Annotated in this window: 23 protein-coding genes and 2 pseudogenes; 6 read left to right on the top strand and 19 right to left on the bottom strand. The window is 56.1% G+C overall.

Annotated features, from left to right (window positions below):
- The first annotated feature begins 58 nt into the window (after positions 1-58).
- Positions 59-1,282 carry a zinc-dependent alcohol dehydrogenase gene (locus tag NL116_RS18105; protein ID WP_494373376.1) on the top strand — a complete coding sequence of 408 codons (1,224 nt, stop codon included), beginning with the start codon at positions 59-61 and terminating at the stop codon, positions 1,280-1,282.
- 154 nt (positions 1,283-1,436) lie between these two features.
- Here NL116_RS18105 and NL116_RS18110 read toward each other — a convergent pair whose 3' ends face one another.
- Both NL116_RS18110 and NL116_RS18115 read right to left on the bottom strand, forming a co-directional pair.
- On the bottom strand, positions 1,437-1,682 hold the full coding sequence (locus NL116_RS18110; RefSeq protein ID WP_494378091.1) for a con-10 family general stress protein: 246 nt from the start codon (positions 1,680-1,682) through the stop codon (positions 1,437-1,439).
- Positions 1,683-1,703: 21 nt separating this feature from the next.
- Positions 1,704-1,865, bottom strand: a pseudogene (locus tag NL116_RS18115) (con-10 family general stress protein); the annotation flags it as partial.
- Between the two features lie 268 nt (positions 1,866-2,133).
- Here NL116_RS18115 and NL116_RS18120 point away from each other — a divergent pair.
- The 3 genes from NL116_RS18120 (at position 2,134) to NL116_RS18130 (ending at position 3,553) form a co-directional block, all read left to right on the top strand.
- Positions 2,134-2,691: an ATP-dependent Clp protease proteolytic subunit gene (locus NL116_RS18120; protein WP_494373377.1), complete on the top strand. Its 558-nt coding sequence runs from the start codon at positions 2,134-2,136 to the stop codon at positions 2,689-2,691.
- 371 nt (positions 2,692-3,062) lie between these two features.
- Positions 3,063-3,308, top strand: a complete 246-nt coding sequence (locus NL116_RS18125; protein WP_494373378.1) for a DUF6555 family protein — start codon at positions 3,063-3,065, stop codon at positions 3,306-3,308.
- Entirely contained in the window at positions 3,269-3,553 is a 285-nt protein-coding gene (locus tag NL116_RS18130) for a hypothetical protein (protein WP_494373379.1), read from the top strand. The genes NL116_RS18125 and NL116_RS18130 overlap by 40 nt, the downstream gene beginning before the upstream one ends.
- 52 nt (positions 3,554-3,605) lie before the next feature.
- On the opposite strand, the gene NL116_RS18135 is transcribed toward NL116_RS18130, so the two are convergent.
- The 14 genes and pseudogenes from NL116_RS18135 to NL116_RS18200 all read right to left on the bottom strand — a co-directional run bounded on the left by NL116_RS18135 (position 3,606) and on the right by NL116_RS18200 (position 15,210).
- Positions 3,606-4,133, bottom strand: coding sequence for a hypothetical protein (locus NL116_RS18135; RefSeq protein WP_494373380.1), 528 nt, complete (start codon positions 4,131-4,133; stop codon positions 3,606-3,608).
- 108 nt (positions 4,134-4,241) lie between these two features.
- Entirely contained in the window at positions 4,242-4,739 is a 498-nt protein-coding gene (locus tag NL116_RS18140; RefSeq protein ID WP_494373381.1) for a YciE/YciF ferroxidase family protein, read from the bottom strand.
- 152 nt (positions 4,740-4,891) lie between these two features.
- On the bottom strand, positions 4,892-5,821 hold the full coding sequence (locus tag NL116_RS18145) for a ZIP family metal transporter (RefSeq protein WP_494373382.1): 930 nt from the start codon (positions 5,819-5,821) through the stop codon (positions 4,892-4,894).
- A gap of 223 nt (positions 5,822-6,044) precedes the next feature.
- A complete protein-coding gene (locus tag NL116_RS18150) occupies positions 6,045-6,929 on the bottom strand; it encodes a manganese catalase family protein (RefSeq protein WP_494373383.1) in 885 nt (294 codons plus the stop codon).
- Between the two features lie 132 nt (positions 6,930-7,061).
- Positions 7,062-7,289: a PLD nuclease N-terminal domain-containing protein gene (locus NL116_RS18155; protein ID WP_494373384.1), complete on the bottom strand. Its 228-nt coding sequence runs from the start codon at positions 7,287-7,289 to the stop codon at positions 7,062-7,064.
- 68 nt (positions 7,290-7,357) lie between these two features.
- A pseudogene (locus tag NL116_RS18160) lies at positions 7,358-7,531 on the bottom strand (YetF domain-containing protein); the annotation flags it as partial.
- Positions 7,532-7,605: 74 nt separating this feature from the next.
- Positions 7,606-8,367, bottom strand: coding sequence for a 1,6-dihydroxycyclohexa-2,4-diene-1-carboxylate dehydrogenase (locus NL116_RS18165; RefSeq protein WP_494373385.1), 762 nt, complete (start codon positions 8,365-8,367; stop codon positions 7,606-7,608).
- A gap of 119 nt (positions 8,368-8,486) precedes the next feature.
- A complete protein-coding gene (gene benC, locus NL116_RS18170; protein WP_494373386.1) occupies positions 8,487-9,497 on the bottom strand; it encodes a benzoate 1,2-dioxygenase electron transfer component BenC in 1,011 nt (336 codons plus the stop codon).
- A gap of 64 nt (positions 9,498-9,561) precedes the next feature.
- A complete protein-coding gene (benB, locus tag NL116_RS18175; RefSeq protein ID WP_494373387.1) occupies positions 9,562-10,047 on the bottom strand; it encodes a benzoate 1,2-dioxygenase small subunit in 486 nt (161 codons plus the stop codon).
- A complete protein-coding gene (benA, locus tag NL116_RS18180) occupies positions 10,044-11,402 on the bottom strand; it encodes a benzoate 1,2-dioxygenase large subunit (RefSeq protein WP_494373388.1) in 1,359 nt (452 codons plus the stop codon). Before benA ends, benB begins: the two co-directional genes overlap by 4 nt.
- Positions 11,403-11,650: 248 nt before the next feature.
- On the bottom strand, positions 11,651-12,604 hold the full coding sequence (locus NL116_RS18185; RefSeq protein WP_494373389.1) for an AraC family transcriptional regulator: 954 nt from the start codon (positions 12,602-12,604) through the stop codon (positions 11,651-11,653).
- Positions 12,605-12,780: 176 nt separating this feature from the next.
- Positions 12,781-13,710 (bottom strand): catechol 1,2-dioxygenase, encoded by a 930-nt coding sequence (gene catA, locus NL116_RS18190; RefSeq protein WP_494373390.1) that lies wholly within the window; start codon positions 13,708-13,710, stop codon positions 12,781-12,783.
- A 51-nt stretch (positions 13,711-13,761) separates the two neighbouring features.
- Positions 13,762-14,052, bottom strand: a complete 291-nt coding sequence (catC, locus tag NL116_RS18195; protein ID WP_494373391.1) for a muconolactone Delta-isomerase — start codon at positions 14,050-14,052, stop codon at positions 13,762-13,764.
- 9 nt (positions 14,053-14,061) lie between these two features.
- The gene (locus NL116_RS18200) at positions 14,062-15,210 is read right to left on the bottom strand and encodes a muconate cycloisomerase family protein (protein WP_494373392.1); all 1,149 of its coding nucleotides are present in this window, start codon (positions 15,208-15,210) and stop codon (positions 14,062-14,064) included.
- 127 nt (positions 15,211-15,337) lie between these two features.
- Between NL116_RS18200 and NL116_RS18205 the strand changes: the two genes are divergently transcribed.
- Positions 15,338-16,222 (top strand): LysR family transcriptional regulator, encoded by an 885-nt coding sequence (locus NL116_RS18205; protein WP_494373393.1) that lies wholly within the window; start codon positions 15,338-15,340, stop codon positions 16,220-16,222.
- A gap of 3 nt (positions 16,223-16,225) precedes the next feature.
- Here the strand turns inward: NL116_RS18205 and NL116_RS18210 are convergent, their stop codons facing one another.
- From NL116_RS18210 to NL116_RS18220, 3 genes are all read right to left on the bottom strand, one after another.
- Positions 16,226-16,471, bottom strand: coding sequence for a DUF1652 domain-containing protein (locus tag NL116_RS18210; protein ID WP_494373394.1), 246 nt, complete (start codon positions 16,469-16,471; stop codon positions 16,226-16,228).
- 119 nt (positions 16,472-16,590) lie between these two features.
- The gene (locus NL116_RS18215; protein WP_494373395.1) at positions 16,591-17,490 is read right to left on the bottom strand and encodes a polysaccharide deacetylase family protein; all 900 of its coding nucleotides are present in this window, start codon (positions 17,488-17,490) and stop codon (positions 16,591-16,593) included.
- A 145-nt stretch (positions 17,491-17,635) separates the two neighbouring features.
- A complete protein-coding gene (locus NL116_RS18220; RefSeq protein ID WP_494378092.1) occupies positions 17,636-18,526 on the bottom strand; it encodes an ABC transporter substrate-binding protein in 891 nt (296 codons plus the stop codon).
- A 352-nt stretch (positions 18,527-18,878) separates the two neighbouring features.
- Here NL116_RS18220 and NL116_RS18225 point away from each other — a divergent pair, with 352 nt between their 5' ends.
- Complete coding sequence (locus tag NL116_RS18225) at positions 18,879-19,865, top strand: aliphatic sulfonate ABC transporter substrate-binding protein (RefSeq protein ID WP_494373396.1); 987 nt, start codon at positions 18,879-18,881, stop codon at positions 19,863-19,865.
- Position 19,866 lies beyond the last annotated feature (1 nt).

The following is a 19,866-nucleotide window of genomic DNA, read 5'->3' on the forward strand; positions in this document are numbered from 1 at the left end:
ATCTTTTGCCTCACTCCTCTCCCACTTACCACCAAGCTATTGATAGGGGCAGGAAGTCATGAGAGCACTCACGTACCACGGCGCGCATAACGTAAAAGTCGATACTGTTCCTGATCCAGTTATCGAGGATGGCGAGGACATCATTCTTCGAGTCACAGCCACTGCGATTTGCGGATCCGACCTTCATCTTTATCGTGGAAAGATCCCGACCGTCGAGCATGGCGATATTTTCGGCCACGAGTTTATGGGCATCGTTGAGGAAACAGGCTCGGCTGTCACTGCCGTGCAATCAGGCGACCGTGTGGTCATCCCGTTCGTTATCGCCTGTGGCAGCTGCTTCTTCTGTCAGATGGATTTGTTCGCCGCGTGTGAAACCACCAATACCGGTCGTGGGGCGATTCTGAACAAGAAAGCCATCCCGCCCGGCGCCGCACTCTTTGGTTTCAGTCACCTGTACGGTGGCGTGCCTGGCGGACAAGCGGAATACGTGCGAGTCCCCAAAGCCAATACCGGGCCGTTCAAAGTGCCAGGCACGCTCTCGGATGAGAAGGTATTGTTTCTCTCGGATATTTTGCCCACAGCTTTTCAAGCCGTGACCAACACAGGCATTGGAAATGGCTCGAGCATCGCCATCTATGGCGCAGGCCCTGTCGGTTTGTTGAGTGCAGCCTGCGCAAGGATGCTCGGTGCAGACCAGATTTTCATGGTTGACCACCACCCCTATCGCTTGGCCTACGCGCAAGAAACCTACGGTGTCATTCCGATAAATTTCGACGAAGACGATGACCCGGCGGATACGATCATTCGACAAACGAAAGGCATGCGGGGCGTGGATGGTGTCGTCGATGCGGTTGGCTTTGAAGCCAAAGGCAGTACCACCGAGACGGTGCTTGCAACCTTGAAGCTCGAAGGTAGCAGCGGCAAGGCCTTGCGTCAGTGCATCGCCGCAGTCAGGCGCGGTGGCGTCGTTAGCGTGCCCGGCGTCTACTCGGGCTTCATTCACGGATTTCTGTTCGGTGACGCCTTCGATAAGGGACTGACGTTCAAAATGGGACAGACGCACGTGCAACGTTACCTGCCAGAGCTCCTTGGACATATCGAGACAGGTCGCCTATCCCCCGAGGTCATCATCAGCCATCGAATGTCACTGGAACAGGCCGCTGAGGGATACAAGATTTTCGACAAGAAGGAAGAGAGTTGCAGAAAGGTCATCCTGACGCCGGGTGACAATCACGTGGTGTTGCCAGTGAGCGATCCTGGCGCTGGAGTTCTGGCTACGTAAGTTGAGTATCGACTGGATGTATCTGGGATGACTCATTATCGAGAGCCGTCAGTTCGAACATATTGCGGCTCGATTAAAGCGACCTCCAGCGACAAACCCGTGATAAAAATCAAGCCCCGAGAAAAATACGGGGCTTGAGATGAATCACACGGCATTAGGAATTACGTCCGCCACCGTGACTATGCTCCCCGCCTTTTCGACCTGCTTCAGAAGCTTTTTCCTTGTCGTCGGCAAAGTTACCGCCGCGACTATTTCCCTGGCCCCCGCTGGTCGACTGATCTGAATCAGCAGACTGACGTCCGCCCGAAGCCTGACCGCCGTTCTTGCCTGCCTCAGAGGCTTTGTCTGCATCCTCGGTCATGTTGTCTCCGCGCCCTGCTCCCTGTCCGCCGCCAGGCATACGATCAGCATCTCTTGATTGTCCACCTGAGGCTTGCCCCCCTTTTTGGCCCGCCTCAGAAGCTCGTTGTGGATCGTTGGCAAAATTGCCACCTGATGCCTCTCCGCCTTTCTTGCCGGCGTCCGAGGCCTTATCCCGGTCATTAGCAAAATTCCCGGGATTGTTGTTTCCGGTGTTAGCCATTTCAGTTCACCTCTTCTTGTGTCAGGACGAACTCGTGTGCTCGTCTTTAATTCCGAGGCCATGAAAAATCGAAAGTTTGAACTGATATTCCATCTCACGACGGGCGGAATCGAGAGGTTAGTTCCCTTGAAATTCAGTCAAATAGACTGGCGGCGGGGATAACCACTGATCACCTTGCCGCTTGGATTATTAGCAAATAAGTCCGATTTTTTACTAGGCTATAAGCCTGTATGAATCCCTCCGAGCGCCGCTCACGGGAGATAACACGATGACTGAACACATTATCCATTTTCACTGCCAGATCGATCAGGGAACAACTGAGCGTTTCAGGGATTGCTGCCTCGAAGCGGTTGATCAAGGTGCCACGTCGCTGCTACTGAATTTGTCCACCTGCGGTGGCAGCACCAATTTCGGCTTCACGCTCTACACCTTCCTGAAATCATTGCCGGTGCCACTTTGCGCGATCAATGCTGGCAACATCGAATCGATGGGCATCATCATGTTTTTGGCTGCAGGTCGTCGCATCACTTCGCCTCACGCGCGCTTTCTGATTCACCCAATGAACTGGTACTTCAGTCAAAAATCGGTCGACCATCAGCGCTTGCGTGAGTACCTGTCGAGCCTCGACAACGATCTCGCGCGCTACGTGCAAATTTTCACATTAGAAACTGTTGATGCAGAGACCAAACTCGATATTTTCCATTGCCTTTCAGCAGAGGAGAAAGTCATTGCCGCACACGAATCTCTAGCCTATGGCATTGCTCATGAGATGCAGCAGATGGTATTCGCTGACGATGTCAAACATTGGAAGGTAAGTGGGGGATGAGGTCGGCGCGGTTGTCATGTGCCTGGGCCGGTGCGCGCCCAGGCGCCTGGATTTCATACGTCGCGAGCAGCTGTCAAACGCTCGATGCCATGAATCCAGCGCACGAAGTTTTCGTTCTTGAGTTTGCGTCAGCAGGTTTCTGAATGAGTCCATGGCTACAGGTAGCCCGACGGGACTTCTGAATGGATCAAAAGAGTTCGTTACAGGTTCAGAGTGGCCGACAGGAGGCTAGAACACTGAAACGGATAACCTTCGCTAGTACAAATTTCTTGAAAAACACCCAAAGATCATAAGCCTTCAATTGACCGGCAAACGATTTGAATTTTTTTTGGCGCGATCACTCCTTTGTCTATGAGCATAAGGAGGGTCTCATGAACACTAATCTTTTCGTTATTGAATACAAGCTCCATGGGGAGCCGAAGTCCTTCATCATTCGAACAAAAGCAATGCGCAATGCGGATGCCTGGCATTGGGCAAGTTGTGATGCTGGACTGGCTCCTATACCGAAGCCTGGGAGACCACCGCTAAAGGTCGTCTCTAAACCTCTAGCTGAGAGGTACGGGGTGACTGAGGTCAAATGGCGGGAATCCGCGACATTAACCTGGACGGAGGTTTAAACGTGATGAGCGCATACATTTTGACCGACGTAGGTAGCGTGGATGGAGACAGTGAAGTCGCTCGTTCCACTGTGCTTTTTTTTGAGGCGGATCGGCTGGATGAACTCGCCTACAGCATTCTTGATACGGATGACAGAACCGACGATATTCTGAAAAAATTCACGGAGGCAAAAGCCATCGCTGATGCCACGCGAGCCGAAGCATCCTTGATTTTGACTCACTTGAGACAGCACCAGAAATTATGAATCCCAGGTACGTATCAGCGATAGGAACGGCGGAAAACTTACTGCTACGCACCTAGATTTTCAATTGAATATAGACAGACCAGGCAGCGAGCAATACCCAAAATATCGCGAAGATCCAAGGGGTACGAACGGAAAATAGCAATGCCTTTCGATACCCCTTGTGCGTGGACTCACGCTCGCTAAACAAGGGTGATTCGTCGTAAGCCAACCCCATCACCGGCTCACTCCGCAGCAGCTCGCTCTGCTTGTAATACCAATGATCGATGATGTCATAGGCTGCGCGAATGCCGGGCCAAGCGTTCAGCGAGCTAAGCACACCCAAAAGAGCAAGAAATGGTGGCACCACTAGCGTGAACAACGTTCCCCATTCGGGATTGAGATTGGCCATACAAGACGCAAAGGCGATGACTAAAAAGGATTGTGCCGTCAGGTATGCGTCTGTCCGATTAGACAGAATGCTTGTCTCATACTGAATCTCCCGACGATAGAAATCCAGGCGCTCTTTAGGAGAGCCGAACATCTTTGCATCGCGCGCGGTTAAATCAGTATCACTTACTTGGGAAGTCAGAATTCTCGGCAAACGAATGAGTCCTGAGAGGTAATGGATACGACTTTTTAGAAAAAAAACACGGTGACAATGTTCCCATCGCCACCGAGCCGAGGATCTATAGAACCACTTTATCTAGCGTTACTTTTCCAGAGTGGCGGCCTGATTACCGCCCTGCTCCGCTATCTTCGTCAGCTTCTCGTCAGCCCCTTTTTCTTCGGCGAGCGTTGCCGCCAATAGAGCTGCTGCGTCGTCAAGCTTGAGATGCCTGGCCATTGCTATCAGGGTGCCGTAGGCAGCAATCTCGTAGTGCTCTACCTTTTGAGCCGCACCAATCAATGCGGCGTCAAGCACAGGACCTTTATCGATTTCTTCCACCAGCTCTTTCGACTCTTCGACCAAGCCTTCCATCGCCACGCATTTCATGCGCTTCAGTTTTATTCCCGTCAGCTCCACCAGTTGATCGATGCGCTCAATCTGCCCGTGAGTTTCTTCCAGATGGGAGGAAAAGGCATCCGCTAACAATGGGTTAGTCGCTGCTTTCGCCAAGCGCGGCAGTGCTTTGGTGATTTGCTTTTCCGCACTGTAAACATCGGAGAGCTCATGGATAAACAAGTCTTCAACAGTTTTTCTAGCCATTTTCAAACGTCCTTTTGGTCAGTATGGCGTCGCCCGCTAGGGCGCCCGCATGGGATCAACCTGCAAGCAAAACTCGCCGTGCATGAAGACTGACTCGCCTCATTGAAGAGGTGTTCCGAAAATTTTCAGAGCGACGGATAGAAGGCTCCTGGCTAGCCCAAAGCAGTATCAAGGAACATCATGACGCCAAAGCCAAGCATCAGCCCTAAGGTCGCAGGTGTCTCGTGACCATTGCTATGGGTCTCGGGAATGACCTCGTGGGACACCACAAAATTCATGGCGCCTGCTGCCAAACCGAGTGCTATGGGATACCCCAATGCGAAGCTGCTGGAAATGCCTAAGCCGACGATGGCGCCCATGGGTTCCATCAACCCAGAGCCAACTGCAATAATCGCCGCTCGAAGCGCTGAAATGCCCGTCACTCGTAACGCCAAGGCGACAGCCAGACCTTCGGGAATGTCTTGAATGGCGATGGCTGTTGTCAGAGGAAGTCCAACCTTCATATCGCCGTTGGCGAAGCTCACACCAATGGCCATTCCTTCCGGCAGGTTATGCAGAGTGATTGCCAACACGAACAGCCAGACACGATTGATGCGTTTAGCTTCTGGCCCCTGTCGACCGCTCTTCTGATGTTCGTGTGGAACGAATCGATCCAGGCCGATCATCAACGCGACCCCCAGCCCCAGTCCTGAAACGACAACGCAGGCTGCGAGCAGCTGATTACCGCAAAGCGCTCGAGCGGCTTCGATACCAGGGAGGATGAGGGAAAATGAACTGGCAGCGAGCATCATGCCGGCGGCGAAGCCAAGCATGATGTCCTGCGTACGGGCGGCAATGTCCCTCAACGCTATCGCCGCGACAGCGCCAATGGCTGTTGCGGCGAAACCTGACATGCCGCCCAGGAAGGCAAAATGCAGATTTTGTTTGTTGGAGCCAACGAATGCGCCATAGCCGCTGATCAGCAGCAAGACTGTGATGCAAACCAGTACTGACCAGAACGCTCGCCCGCCCCATCCAGAACTGGAGAATCGGGCTAACCAGGAGCGAAACGGCAGGCCAGACGAGGTCAACGGCTCGGGCATGGCAACCTCCTATTGTCTTGGATTATGTTTTTCAACGGTCTCGGACAGCGAGCTCAAGAATTGCGTCGACACCCGCTGCGCATCCCGTTGGAAAGCAATGCGGGTGGCGTGGAATTTGTCCGCAAGAATCGAATCGCGATGTGTTGGTCTTTTGCTAGCCATGGTGTGGGTCTCCCAACTAACTGGAAAACAACCGCACGCTGCGCAGCGTGCGGTGACTTGATCAAGGTTGTGATTCGCCTTGAACCCCCGCGCCCAAGTCGGCGCCGGTTATCGGATTGCTGTCAGGGTCAGACATCGTTCTGGCTTTCATATCCATCAATAGCGCTTCATCCTGTGCGCTCAACTGCACGCTTGCTGTGCCGTCACCCCCATCAACAGCGGGTGTGGGGTTTTCCACAAAATCCCAGTCATCCCCCTCGTTCCATGGCCCTCGAGTGCTTTCCTCTCCCTGAGACATGTTGAAATAGACGTTGGTGAATTCGGGCATACCTGGCAGTTTGCCCTGTGGAAAGTTAGGTTGAATGGAGTGCAGTGCTTTCTCGAAAGAAAGTTGGTGAGCGATCTCTCGTGTCATCAAAAACCCAAGTGCTTCCTTCACACCCGGATCGTCCGTGACATTCATCAGGCGTTCGTAGACGATTTTTGCACGAGCCTCGGCAGCAATATTGGAGCGCATGTCTGCGGTGGGTTCTCCAATGGTGTCAACGTAAGCTGCCGACCAGGGCACTCCAGCGGAGTTGGTCAAAGGGGCCCCGGCGCCATACAGCAGGCTGGTGATATGCGAGTCGTTGCCAGCGCCGTTTATGGCTCGATAAAGCTCGCCCTCCTCTTCAATGCCTTCTGCCATTTGTCCTTTGGCGCCCTTGTTCAACATGACGATGATCGAGCCAACGATCTCGAGATGACTGAGCTCCTCGGTGGCGATGTCCATCAACAAATCCTTTCTGCCAGGATCATCTTCGGCCAACGCTTGGGTGAAGTAGCGAGAGGCTGCCGCCAGCTCGCCTTGGGCGCCTCCGAACTGCTCCAGTAAAAGGTTTGCCAACCCAGGATTGGGCTGGGCGACTCGCACGGTGTATTGAAGTCGTTTGTTATGTAAAAACATGACGTTCTCCTCAGCGAAATAAAGGTTGCGATTCATTCAACGAGAAATCGAATGCCAACCCACATTCATCTGAAGCGAATGCACTTTGGTAAATTTCAAAAACCTTGAGGGCTGTCGACAAACGGACGCGGTTTACCCCTTACTGTGCTCAGGAGACGTTGGCCCTTCCTTTATCCCGCGTGGCCCGGCCACACCCCAGACAATCAGCCCAAGCACCGGAAAGACGATTAGACCTATAGCCCAAGCAGCTTTTATCCCCACCGTTTTGTCACTTCGAAACACGCTGACAATGGCCCAGAGATCGACAAGCAGAATGATCACCGCGACAGCAATAGCAAAATAGCTGGTAGCTTCAGACATGATTTGGCCCTCCTGAGACTGTTAATGCTTAGGCCTCGGACGGCTTCGAGTGTTCCAAGAAAATCTCGTCACACCACGTACTTCAGCAAAGAAACAGAATGTTCTCGAGCCATGATCGAAATCTTGCCATTGCGCTCAATGATCGCGAACTGGATTTCTTCCAGCGTCCCGATGCCCTGACTGGAACGTGCAGCCGCCCTAACATCGCCCTCCACCAATCGAACATGATGTAATCGTTTATGCCCGTCGCCTCTGCTTGAACCTGGCAAGACAACCTGATCAAAATCATCGTAACGAAAGCGTGTGCATGTGGGGCTTAGCCGAGATCTCCCCCTCCCACAGGCAGAGTAACGCCTGTTATGTAGGAGGCTTCATCAGAGGCCAAGAAGAGAATTGCGCCAACTTGCTCTTTGATGCTGCCATAGCGCTTCATCAAGCTGCTATCGAGGGTTTGGTCGACTATCTGCTGATACCAGACCTTCTCTTGCTCACTCTGCTCGCCACTGTTACGTGGGATACGTCTTGGAGGCGCCTCAGTACCGCCGGGCGCGGTGGCGTTGACTCGAATGCCGCGCCCGGCTGTCTCGAAGGCAAGACAAGCGGTGAGCGCATTGACTCCGCCTTTGGCTGCGCCATAGGGGACACGATTGACCCCGCGAGTAGCGATGGATGAGACGTTTACGATTGAACCTGAGCCGTTTTTAAGCATGTAGGGCAATGCGGCGTGACAACACCACAACGTTGGGAAGAGTGAGCGACGTACCTCTGCCTCGATCTGATCCACCTCATATTCCTCGAAGGGCTTGGCCCAGATTGTTCCACCAACATTGTTGATAAGAACGTCCAGGCGACCGAAGCTTTCGACCGCAGCTGCCATGACGCGTGCACAGTCAACACTGCGCTCAAGATCAGCCGTGAGGGTCAGAATACCTAATCCAGCAAGCTCATGGACAAGCTCGGAACGATCCACCGCCACCACTTGCGCGCCTTCGGCATAAAGCTGCAAACACACTTCATGACCAATGCCTTGCGCAGCGCCAGTGACCAACGCAACCTTGCTTTGAAATCTGTTATTCATGTCTATTCCTTCTCTAGCTGCCGACGTTAGCGTGGGAAAAACCAGCGTCGAATACGCCGTACGCGCTCGAATTCAGAGAGGCCACCAACGCTACTACGAGGCGGAAAGCCCAGTGAAAATCACGCCGCTGCAGCAAATTTCTCGTAGTAAAAGTTGGCAGGTGTGATGCCTTGGTCACGAATGTAATTGCTCACGGCTTCGACCATCGGTGGAGGCCCGCACAGATACACATCCACATTACCGTCATGGAGATGGCGAGGTTCTACGTGCTGCGTCACGTACCCCTTTTGAAGGTATTGACTGTCGGGGTTGGCCACGCACGCACTGTAGGTGAACTCGGGAATGAGCTCAGCCAAGACCTTTAGGCGATCGAGCTCAACCAAGTCGATGTCGTTGGTGACGCCGTAAATAAGGTGCAACGGATGCTCACTCCCGTGCTCAGCGATTCTCTCCAGCATTGCGGTAAACGGTGCCAAGCCCGTACCGCCGGCGAGTAGTAAAAGCGGGCGCTGTATTGGCCGTAAGTAAAAGCTACCCAAAGGGCCCGCCAGACTCATGCTGTCGCCAACCTTCGCCACGTTTGTAAGGAAGTGACTCATCATTCCGCCCGGTACATTACGGATAAGGAAACTTATCTCCCCGTCCCTTTGCAATGAACTAAAGGAATAGGCGCGACTCTGTTCGCTCCCGGGAATGTTGAGGTTTACATACTGGCCAGGCAGGAATGCCAGGTGATTCAACGCTTCTCCTTTGATCGACAAAGCGATGGTGCTCGGAGAGAGTTGCTGCACGTCACTGATAGCGCCTTCGAAAGTGGCCTGGCCGGTTTTACACAGGTGCGAGGACGTCGGGATGCGCACTACGCAGTCGCTTTCGACACGCATTTGGCACGTCAGGACAAAACCTTCGGCAATCTCATCTTCGCTTAAAGCGTCTTCAATGAAATTGTCACCCAGGTCGTAGCGACCCGACTCCGCTTTACATTTACAGGTACCGCAGGCGCCATCGCGGCAGTCCAATGGGATATTAATGCCCTGGCGGTAGGCAGCGTCCGTGACAGTTTCATGGCCGTCAGCCTCGATGAAGCGGGTCACTCCGTCTTCGAAATTCAATGCGATGTGGAAGCTCATGTTGCACCTCATAGGCGAACCAGACGCAGTACGCGATTGACGCACTGGACGGTTCGAGACACAGTCAGATGTGATAGACGTCGATAACCTGGCGTACGTAATCGTTCTTAAGCACTACCTTTTTTGCCGTAATGAGCGGCTGCTCGCCACGCACATCAAGGGTGTAAAAACTGGTACCGAAGTAACTGTCGGTTGTCTTGTAACGAAAGCTCAGGGTGTGCCAGTTGAAGCGCACTTGGCAGAAGCCTTCGGTTTGCTCGACGATTTCGATATTGCTGATGTTGTGTGAGGTGCGGGTATCCGGAATGGTGGCGCTGGAGCGTTCGGTCTTGATACGAAAAACCCGGTCTTCCAATCCGCCACGATTGCCGTACCAGATCAACGAGATTTCGCTCTGCGGGTTTTCAGTAAGGCGATCATCATCATGCCAGCAAGGCATCCAAAAGCTCGCATCGGCTGCGTACAGCTCCAACCACTCATCCCACTGCATATCGTCCAGATAGCGCGCTTCGCGGTAGAGGAAATCCCGCACTGTTTCATAAAGGCTCATTGCACGGCCTCCACGGGGATCAGTTGTTGTTCCTCTTCAAGTGCCTTCAGCATGGTTTCCTGCCAGTACTTGTGCTGCAGCACGAACAGGCCTTCATCCTCGGTGCGTACACCCGACAGAAGCGCATTCAGCTCTATCTCGCGAGCAGCCTCATCCGGGCCTTCTACCCAATGGGTTGCGCCACGTGACATGTCATTCCAGCCTAAGCCCGCGCCATAACCTGTCTGACAGGAACGGAACTCCTCAAGATCGTCCGGGGTAGCCATGCCACTGACGTTGAAAAAATCCTCGTACTGGCGAATACGCTTGGCTCGAGCGTCAGCGCTCTCACCCTTCGGCGCAATGCAGTAGATAGTGATCTCGGTCTTATTGACCGAGATTGGCCGGGCAATACGGATCTGCGAGCTGAACTGATCCATGAGGTACACATTGGGATACAGACACAGATTGCGAGAGTTCTCGATCATCCAGTCGGCGCGAGCCTGACCGAAATCTTCGGCAAGCTGATCGCGACGCTCGTAGGCGGGACGGTCTTCAGGGTTGGCCCAACGGGTCCACAGCAGCAAATGACCGTGATCGAAGGAGTAGAAGCCGCCACCCTGTTTTGCCCAGGCGCCAGCGCTCATGGTTTTAATCTCATCACCCGACTCACGCTGTTTGCGCTGATTCTGGGTAGCGGCGTAATTCCAGTGCACGGAGCTGACGTGGTAGCCGTCTGCGCCGTTCTCGGCGGTTAGCTTCCAGTTGCCTTCGTAGATGTAAGAGCTAGCGCCGCGCAGTACTTCCAAACCGTCAGGTGACTGGTCAACGATCATATCGATGATTTTTGCGGACTCGCCCAAATGCTCAACCAGAGGTTTGACATCCGACTTGAGGCTACCAAACAGAAAACCACGGTACGACTCGAAGCGGGCGATCTTCGTCAGATCGTGAGATCCGTCGCAATTGAAGCTATCGGGGTAGCCGGCGTTACTTGGATCTTTGACCTTGAGCAGCTTGCCGGAATTGTTGAAAGTCCAACCGTGGAATGGGCACGTGTAGCTGGAGCGGTTACCACGCTTGTGACGGCACAGCATAGCCCCTCGATGACTGCACGCGTTGAGGAAAGCATTCAAATCCCCGTCCTTGTTGCGCGCAATGAACACCGGCTGGCGCCCCATGGTCAGGGTGAGGTAATCATTGATTTCGGGAACTTGGCTCTCGTGGGCCAGGTACAGCCAGTTGCCTTCGAAGATGTGTTGCATCTCCAAATCGAACAACCGTGGGTCGGTGAACATCTCGCGCTTGCAGCGGTAGATGCCGGTTTCCTTGTCATCTTCAAGCAGGGCTTGAAGGTATTCGGGTCGCAGGGACATGGTCGCCGCCTCCATTGTTTTTATTCAGGCAGGGCCATGCTAGGACGGGTGGATCGGGCGAACTATCCGCTGGGTGCAGACGTGTATCCGTTTTCTGCAGTTGTCGCGCAACCTGTTGATCGTTGCCACGCTCTGCGTGGGAATGCAGCCCGGAACGCTCAGCGTCCCAAAGCGAACGAGGAGCGTCCGTTGAGGCGTTCCCACGCGGGAGCGCGGGAACGATCAACAACGAGGCGGCGTTTGCGAGGTCAATGGCGGCGTTTGAGGGTGTCGGAGGGCAGTTCGCCGAACTGTTTACGGTAGTTGTCGGAGAACCGTCCCAGGTGCAGGAAGCCATAATCCATGGCCACTTCCGTGACGTTGCGCACGTTGCATGTCGGGTCGCTGAGACACAGGTTGATGCGCTCCAGCTTCTTCTGCCGGATGTAGTTTTGTGGCGACGTTCCCGCGTTGCGCTCGAACAACCCGTACAGCGAACGCAGGCTCATCCGCGCCTGGCGCGCCAGTTCATCGCTGTCGATGTCGTGCTTGAGGTTGCGTGCGATGTAGTCGGCAATCACCTCGAAAGCGGGCGAACCCAGGCTTCCACGGATCACGTTGGTTTTCATCAGGCTGAGCATTTTGCTGACGATGATCTGCGCGTAGTGCTCCTGCACACGCGGGATCTGCTCGGTGGCCTCGGCTTCCTGGCAAATCATCGCGAGCAAGCTGACAAAACCCTCCAGCTCATCGAGCTGGTAGCGGTTCTCCAGGAACCGCACGCCCTGACCCGGGTACTGCCAGCGCTGCTCATCGCACACCGACTCAAACAACCTCGCCGGAACCTTGAGAATGAATTTTTCGCAATCGTCGGAATAGGTCAGGTCGACCGGTTCATCAGGGTTGATCAGCAGCAGTTCACCGGGTGCAAAGTAATGTTCCTGCCCTCGACCGCGCGATAGACAGTTGCCGCGCAGCAGCACTTGCAAGTGATAGATGCTGTCGAGTGCACCGGACGTCACCCGCACACTCGCGCCGTAGCTGATACGGCACAGGTCCAGGCTGGCGAATTTGCGGTGATCGAGGCTGGCCAGCGGCCGGCCGACATTGGGCATGAGGATGCAATGGTTGCCGACATGCTGATTGACGTAACCCGATACCGCAAAAGGGTCGGCATGGTCGAATACTCTGCTGCGCTGACTCAACAGTTGCGCGTGCATCATCGGGTCACTCTCGTTGTTGTTATTGGCGGTGTCAGCTTCATTCTAGAACATTGACTGAAAATCCCTGTGGGAGCCGAGCTTGCTCGCGATGACAGAGTGCCAATCAACATAGATGCTGAATGTTAAACCGCTATCGCGAGCAAGCTCGGCTCCCACAGGGTTGGAGTACGGCGCTATCAATCTTCCAGCGCGCGAACCCGCTCGTGGCGTTGTTGCTCTTCGGGTTGGGCGGTCGACTGTAGCGTGAAATCAAATTCGATTTCAGCAAACCGCCCGCTCACACCATACGCCGCAGCGCGTTGTTGATCGTCACTGAAGCGGATGTGGGCGATCAACTCGTCGCGGGTGGCGTAGGCGAAATCGTCGTGCAGGTACTGATCGCCATCGAGGTTGATCTGGGTGGTCAGGTGACGATGATCCGGTGCCGAGATAAAGAAATGCACGTGCGCCGGACGCTGGCCGTGACGGCCCAGTTGATCGAGCAATTGCTGGGTCGGACCGTCCGGCGGGCAGCCATAACCCGACGGCACGATGCTGCGGAAACGGTAGCGGCCTTCGGCATCGGTGACGATGCGGCGGCGCAGGTTGAACTCCGATTGCGTGGTATCGAAGTACGAGTAAGTGCCGCCCGTGTTGGCGTGCCAGACGTCGACCACGGCGCCGGCCAGCGGTTCGCCGGCGGTGTTGAACACGCGCCCTTGCATGAACAGCGTCACCCCCGGATCGAGACCGTCATCGAGTCGCGCTTCGCCTTCGGACAACGGCGCGCCGGCTACGTACAGCGGGCCTTCGATGGTCCGTGGCGTGCCGCCGGATTTGCCGGCCTGCTCGTCTTCCGCGTCCATCAGCAGGTCGAGGTAATGCTCCAGACCTAACCCGGCCACCAGCAATCCAGCTTCCTGACGCGCGCCCAGCACGTTGAGGTAGTTGACGGCTTTCCAGAATTCTTCCGGGGTCACGGCCAGGTCTTCGATGATGTTCACCGAATCACGCAGAATGCGGTAGATCAGGGTTTTGACGCGCGGGTTGCCGGCATCGTTGAGCAGGCCGCTGGCGTCTTCGAGAAACTTCTGTGCGCTGGCAGTGTGGGAAATCTTGACGTTCATGGTGGATCCTCATCTTGTCATTATTAGCGTAGCGAACTGAACGGGCCGGGCTCAGCGGTCATCCTCGCGGAGGGAAGACGGATGCCGGCACATCGCGTCGATCTCGATCACCATGTAGGGAAACAGCGGCAGTTGCAGGAGCAGATCGTGCAGTTCCTGGACGCTGTCGACATCGAAAACGCTGTAGTTGGCATAGTGCCCGGCGATGCGCCACAGATGGCGCCACTTGCCCTGCTCTTGCAGGCGCTGGGCCAGGGCTTTCTCGTCAGCTTTCAGCTTGGCGGCGGCTTCGGGGGTCATGTCGACCGGTAGATTCACGGTCATTTTGACGTGGAATAGCATGCTCTCTCCTCAGGCTTGATGAACGGAAGTGAATGATTTATCGCGACGGAAGAACGCCAGGCGTTCTTCATCGATGCTCAGGCCCAGGCCGGGTGTTTGCGGGACATGCAGTTCGAAATCGCGATACACCAGCGGCTCGTCGAGAATGTCTTCGGTGAGCAGCAAGGGGCCGAACAATTCGGTATCCCAGGCCAGTTTGTTCAAGGTGATAAAGGCATGGGCCGAGGCCAGCGTGCCGAGCCCGCCTTCGAGCATGGTGCCGCCGTACAGGCCGATGCCGGCAGCTTCAGCAATCGCGGCAGTACGCAGCACGGCGCGTGGGCCGCCGTTCTTGGCGATCTTCAAGGCAAACACCGACGCAGCACCTTCGCGCGCCAGATTGAAGGCGTCTTCCACGCATTCGATGGACTCGTCGGCCATGATCGGCGCCGGGCTCATCGCATTCAGGCGCGCCATGCCGGCGCGGTTGTTGCGCGAGATCGGCTGTTCGATCAGGTCGATACCGTTGGTGCCGAGGATTCGGCAAGCGCGCAAAGCGACGGCTTCATCCCAGGCTTGATTGACGTCGACTCGTACACTGGCGCGGTCGCCCAGGGCCTTTTTGATTGCAATGACGTGGGCCAGGTCGCGGTTGACTTCACCGGCACCGATTTTCAGTTTGAAAATTCGATGGCGACGCAGGTCGAGCATTTTTTCCGCTTCGGCGATGTCTGTGTCGGTGTCGCCGCTGGCCAGGGTCCAGGCCACCGGCAAAGCGTCACGCACACGCCCGCCGAGCAACTCGCTGACCGGCAGGCCGAGGCGTTTGCCCTGCGCGTCGAGCAACGCAGTTTCGATCCCGGATTTGGCAAAGGTATTGCCGCGAATGCTGCGCTCCAGGCGCAACATGGCGGCGTTCACATTGCCGCTGTCCTGGCCGATCAGCAGCGGCGTGAAGTGGGTGTCGATGTTGGTCTTGATGCTGTCAGGGCTTTCGTTGCCATAGGCCAGGCCACCGATGGTGGTGGATTCCCCGATCCCTTCAATGCCATCGGCGCAGCGCACACGGATGATCACCAGGGTCTGATTCTGCATGGTGTGCATCGCGAGTTTGTGCGGGCGGATGGTCGGCAGATCGACGATGATCGTCTCGATCGATTCAATGGCTGTTGCACGCATGTCGATACCCATCAGGTTCTTAAAGTTCTGGAACCGATTCTCGTACGGCTTTTTTCGCGATGCCAATATAGAATTGGTCTGACTTGATACCTTTAAGGTATGCAAACGACTGACGTTCGGAGGTCCTATGGAACTGCGTCACCTGCGGTATTTTCAGGTGCTGGCTCAAACCCTCAATTTCACCCGCGCCGCCGAGCTGTTGCACATCGCCCAACCGCCCTTGAGCCGGCAGATCCAGCAATTGGAAGACGAACTGGGCGTATTGCTGCTGGAGCGTGGCCGACCGCTGAAACTGACGGAGGCCGGGCGGTTTTTCCATGAACACTCCACCGCCCTGCTCGAACAATTGAACAAGGTCTGCGACAACACCCGGCGGATAGGCCTGGGGGAAAAGACGTGGCTGGGCATCGGCTTCGCGCCTTCGACCCTGTACGGCGTACTACCGGAACTGATCCGCCGTCTGCGCAGCGGCGAGCCTCTGGAGCTTGAATTGGGGCTGTCGGAAATGACCACGCTGCAACATGTGCAGGCGCTCAAGGCCGGGCGGATCGATATTGGCTTCGGGCGAATACGCATCGACGACCCGGCGATCATTCAAACGGTGCTCACCGAAGACCGGCTGGTCGCCGCCCTGCCCGCCGGGCACCCACTGCTGGCCGGACCTATCAGCCTGCGTGAATTGGCCAAAGAACCGTTTGTGCTGTACCCCGGCAATCCGCGCCCAAGCTATGCAGACCATGTGATTGCACTGTTCGAGTCCTATGGCGTGAGCATTCACGTGGCGCAATGGACCAACGAATTGCAAACGGCCATCGGTCTGGTGGGCGCCGGGATCGGCGTCACACTGGTGCCGGCCTCGGTGCAATTGCTGCACCGCGACGACATTGGCTTTACCCCGTTGCTGGAAGACAACGCCACCTCGCCGATCATTCTCAGTCGGAGGGTGGGTGATGTGTCACCGGGGTTGAATCATTGTTTGAAGATGATCGAAGAGCTGCAACCCCGGGCCTGAGCGTCAGCCTGCAAACGCTCGACGACCGGCACTCATCTCGGTGCGCAGTTCGCCCACCAGGTCGGAGATCGCGCGAATCGTGGTCAACTCGGCGGGAGAGACGCCATTGACCAACAGGTGGATGCGCCCGGTGGCTGGCTCGGACACCTTAATGCGCAACAGTCCGTCAGGGCGCACTGCGCATTCGCAGGACAGTGGCTTCTCGAAGCCAGACTCCACAATGTTGCAAATAACTGATAGGGGAACCATCGATGTCGCCCCCGTGGCGGCTGGTCGAAATCTTCCTGTTCAGGATAGATGGCCTTTTTGCATTCTGCCCCAATCAATGCTGACTCAAAGTGATACCTGCCTCTCACATTGCGAATGTTTCAATGGGAATTCTTGTCCCAGAACCAGTTCCAGAACCCCGGCAGTTCGACGGGCTGCGAACTGTCCTTGACGGTGCGCGCCATCGCCGCGCGCAGCACCGCATCGTGATTGTCGTAAAACGGTTTATCTGCCAATGGCACACCGGAGGCTTTGGCGCTGTCGATCAGGATTTGCAGGTACTCGCGGGCGTGCCGGGCGGTGTAGCGATTGAGGTCGTGGAAGGTCACCACCACCGGAATCACCCCGTCCACAGTCGGCAACTCGCCCATCGCGATGCGCTCACGCACTTCAGACATTGAACGCAGCATATGCGACCGGCGCCGGGGGCTGGCATTGAAGCCCCAGATCTTGCCGTCATTGGCACTCAAGTCGGTCAGCAGCACATGCATGCCGTGCTGCTGATAGGCGGCAAATACGCGTTTGTCGTAGTTCCAGAATGGCGGTCGAACCAGGGTCGGTGGCGCACCGGTGATGGCCGCGATGTCTGCACTGCCTTTGCTCAGCGCCTGCTCCAGTTCTTCAGGGCTAAGCGAGCGGTGATTGGTGTGCCAGTGGGTGGCGGTATGAAATCCCAGTACCTGCCCTTCTGCCTGTTCGCGGTGCATGAGCGCGCGCCCAATATCACTGTCGCCGGCCCGTGGCGCGCCGGTCTGCACGAAAAATACCGCTTTGATGTCGGGCTGCAGAGCGTTGTCCTTCAGGCTGTCGAGCACCGTCGCGGTGGGGTTCCAGAAACTCGACGCGCTGGGACCATCGTCGAAAGTCAGCAGAAAACGAATCGGCGCCTGGGCCCGTAGACGCTGTTCAGTCTGTGGGGTCAGTTCGATGGGTGCCGAAATGCAGCCTGCCAGCCCGACGGCAATGAGGAGTGCAGAGAGAACCTTGAACAGCTGTTTCATGTTTTGCCTTGGGCCAGACCGTATCGGTCAACTCATCAAATGGCAAAAATCCTTCGCCCGCTCATCCTTCAACCGCCCGCCTGTTGCGCGGGCCGAGCTTGGATCAGCGTACACAGTGTTTGGTTCCTCCGCCCACCCTCCTCGTTTATGGCGCCAGGGCCTGTTGGAAGGAGTGGTCGATGATCGGTGCGGTTGCCAGTGCCGATGGCAGCGCCTTGACCTTGAACAGGAAGTCCGCGGTGCTCTGCAGATCCGCCGCCGCTTGCGTATCCACCGGGCCGACGGTCATGTGGGCCTGCCGCAACCAGTGACGCGACACGTCCTGATCGAGGTTGGCCTTCTTCGCCCACAGGTCGGCGTATGCGTCGGTGTGGCTGTCGACCCAGGCCCGGGCTTTCTTCAGGCGCCCCAGAAAGTCGGCGATGGCTTCGCGCTTGGTATCGATGGCCGGCGTCGATGCGGCGATGGCGCTGAGGCCGGGCATCAGGTTTTTAGCGGTGAGAATCGGACGTGCGCCGGAGAACAGAATCTGTTGGGAAATGTACGGTTCCCACACCGGGAAGGCGTCGATGCTGCCCTGAGGCAATGCCGCAGCGGCATCAATCGGCATCAGCTTGATGAAGTCGACGTAGTCTTCAGGCAACTCGGCTTTCTCCAATGCGCGCAGGGTCAATTGCTGGCTCCAGGCGCCGGGCCAGTAAGCGACTTTCTTGCCTTTGAGGTCGGCGATGCTGTGGACGGGTGAATCCTTGGGCACGAGCAAGGCAATGGTGTCGAGGTTCTGCCGCGACACACCGATCAGTTTCACCGGTGCCTGCTTGGCGGCCAGGAACAGGAAGCCGGAATCCCCGAGAAAGCCTACGTCCAGTGCGCCGGTGTTCAGCGCTTCGGCCAGCGGTGCAGCGGCCTGGAAGTGTTTCCAGTCGGCGGTATAGGACGCACCCTCCAACACCCCAGAGGCCTCCACCGAGGCGCGCACGTTGTAGTAATTCTGATCGCCGACGTGCAGGACCACAGGGTCGGCGGCATAAGTCATCGGGGTGGCAAACAGGGCGCTGGTCAGCAGACCGCGCACGAATCGGGACAGGTTCATCGGTAAGCTCCGCGGCACTATTTATATAGACCCTAACGCTCTTACAAAGCGATTTGTAAATTCTTTTTATGCATAAGCTCATGACCTCAAACGGACAGTGTTGCCCCGGCGACAGCAACCCAACACTGTGTGCGCCACCAAACATCCCGAACGTCTCTTATCAGCACAAACGCCCGATAAACCGGCAAATCCTGGACATGGCACAGAGCCTGCAATATTCCATTTATGCAGGATGCACTCAGACGAAATAATTTTTCGGATATAAAAATCTTACCGCCTTGCCCGGAGCAATCCCATGAGATCGACCTTCCGCTTTCCCCACGTCAGGTACTTGCTGAGTGCGTGCGCACTGGCCCTAAGCCTGCAACCGCTGGTACAGGCAGCGGAAACACCACCGGCCGAAGTGCATCTGGATTACGCCTATTACTCGCCGGTGAGTCTGGTGCTCAAGCACTTCGGTTTCCTCGAGAAGGCCCTGCCACAGACTCAGGTCAGTTGGGTCCTGAGCCAGGGCAGCAACCGTTCGCTGGAATACCTCAACAGCGGGGGCGTCGATTTCGCTTCGTCCGCCAGCCTCGCCGCGGTACTCAGCCGTGCCAACGGCAGCCCGATCAAATCGGTTTACGTGTACAGCCGCGCCGAGTGGACCGCGTTGGTGGTGCGCAAGGATTCGCCGTACAAAACCGTGGCAGACCTCAAAGGCAAGAAAATCGCCGCCACCAAAGGCACCGATCCCTATCTGTTTACCTTGCGCAGCCTGCAACAGGCCGGGTTGAACAAAGACGATGTCGAGCTGGTGCATTTGCAGCACCCGGACGGTCGCATCGCCCTGGAAAAAGGTGACGTCGACGCGTGGGCCGGGCTTGATCCGCACATGGCGGCCAGCCAGGTGCAGGCCGGCTCGCGCTTGCTATATCGCAACACCCAGTTCAACAGCTACGGCGTAGTCAGCGTGACGGACACCTATGCCAAAGAGCATCCGCAAACGATCGACACCGTGTTGAAGGCTTATGAACAGGCCCGCGAATGGGCGGTGAAGAATCCTGATGAACTGGCGAAGTTGCTCGCCAGCGAATCCGGACTGCCGCTTGAAGTGGCCAAGTTGCAATTGTCGCGCACCGACCTGAGCAGCCTGCAATTGACCGCCAAGGATGTGATCGCCTCGAAAGCCGCCGCCCCGATCCTCGTGTCCGAAGAACTGGTTCGTCGTGGGGTGAATGTCGATCAGGTCATCGATCAACTGCTCGATACCGGTTTCAACGAAACCGTGGCCCGTCAGTAAC

It is taken from the genome of Pseudomonas sp. FBCC-B1667, assembly GCF_059133255.1.

Bases quoted from the DNA above. Each gene is read 5' to 3' on its own strand.
- benB (WP_494373387.1), bottom strand. From the start codon at position 10,047: ATGAGCCTTTATGAAACAGTGCGGGATTTCCTCTACCGCGAAGCGCGC.
- catC (WP_494373391.1), bottom strand. From the start codon at position 14,052: ATGCTATTCCACGTCAAAATGACCGTGAATCTACCGGTCGACATGACC.
- NL116_RS18215 (WP_494373395.1), bottom strand. From the start codon at position 17,490: ATGAAACAGCTGTTCAAGGTTCTCTCTGCACTCCTCATTGCCGTCGGG.
- NL116_RS18200 (WP_494373392.1), bottom strand. From the start codon at position 15,210: ATGCGTGCAACAGCCATTGAATCGATCGAGACGATCATCGTCGATCTG.
- NL116_RS18150 (WP_494373383.1), bottom strand. From the start codon at position 6,929: ATGTTTTTACATAACAAACGACTTCAATACACCGTGCGAGTCGCCCAG.
- NL116_RS18120 (WP_494373377.1), top strand. From the start codon at position 2,134: ATGACTGAACACATTATCCATTTTCACTGCCAGATCGATCAGGGAACA.
- catA (WP_494373390.1), bottom strand. From the start codon at position 13,710: ATGAACGTCAAGATTTCCCACACTGCCAGCGCACAGAAGTTTCTCGAA.
- NL116_RS18225 (WP_494373396.1), top strand. From the start codon at position 18,879: ATGAGATCGACCTTCCGCTTTCCCCACGTCAGGTACTTGCTGAGTGCG.
- benC (WP_494373386.1), bottom strand. From the start codon at position 9,497: ATGAGCTTCCACATCGCATTGAATTTCGAAGACGGAGTGACCCGCTTC.
- NL116_RS18205 (WP_494373393.1), top strand. From the start codon at position 15,338: ATGGAACTGCGTCACCTGCGGTATTTTCAGGTGCTGGCTCAAACCCTC.
- NL116_RS18220 (WP_494378092.1), bottom strand. From the start codon at position 18,526: ATGACTTATGCCGCCGACCCTGTGGTCCTGCACGTCGGCGATCAGAAT.
- NL116_RS18145 (WP_494373382.1), bottom strand. From the start codon at position 5,821: ATGCCCGAGCCGTTGACCTCGTCTGGCCTGCCGTTTCGCTCCTGGTTA.
- NL116_RS18105 (WP_494373376.1), top strand. From the start codon at position 59: ATGAGAGCACTCACGTACCACGGCGCGCATAACGTAAAAGTCGATACT.
- NL116_RS18110 (WP_494378091.1), bottom strand. From the start codon at position 1,682: ATGCCTGGCGGCGGACAGGGAGCAGGGCGCGGAGACAACATGACCGAG.
- benA (WP_494373388.1), bottom strand. From the start codon at position 11,402: ATGTCCCTGCGACCCGAATACCTTCAAGCCCTGCTTGAAGATGACAAG.
- NL116_RS18125 (WP_494373378.1), top strand. From the start codon at position 3,063: ATGAACACTAATCTTTTCGTTATTGAATACAAGCTCCATGGGGAGCCG.
- NL116_RS18165 (WP_494373385.1), bottom strand. From the start codon at position 8,367: ATGAATAACAGATTTCAAAGCAAGGTTGCGTTGGTCACTGGCGCTGCG.
- NL116_RS18210 (WP_494373394.1), bottom strand. From the start codon at position 16,471: ATGGTTCCCCTATCAGTTATTTGCAACATTGTGGAGTCTGGCTTCGAG.
- NL116_RS18140 (WP_494373381.1), bottom strand. From the start codon at position 4,739: ATGGCTAGAAAAACTGTTGAAGACTTGTTTATCCATGAGCTCTCCGAT.
- NL116_RS18185 (WP_494373389.1), bottom strand. From the start codon at position 12,604: ATGATGCACGCGCAACTGTTGAGTCAGCGCAGCAGAGTATTCGACCAT.
- NL116_RS18155 (WP_494373384.1), bottom strand. From the start codon at position 7,289: ATGTCTGAAGCTACCAGCTATTTTGCTATTGCTGTCGCGGTGATCATT.
- NL116_RS18130 (WP_494373379.1), top strand. From the start codon at position 3,269: ATGGCGGGAATCCGCGACATTAACCTGGACGGAGGTTTAAACGTGATG.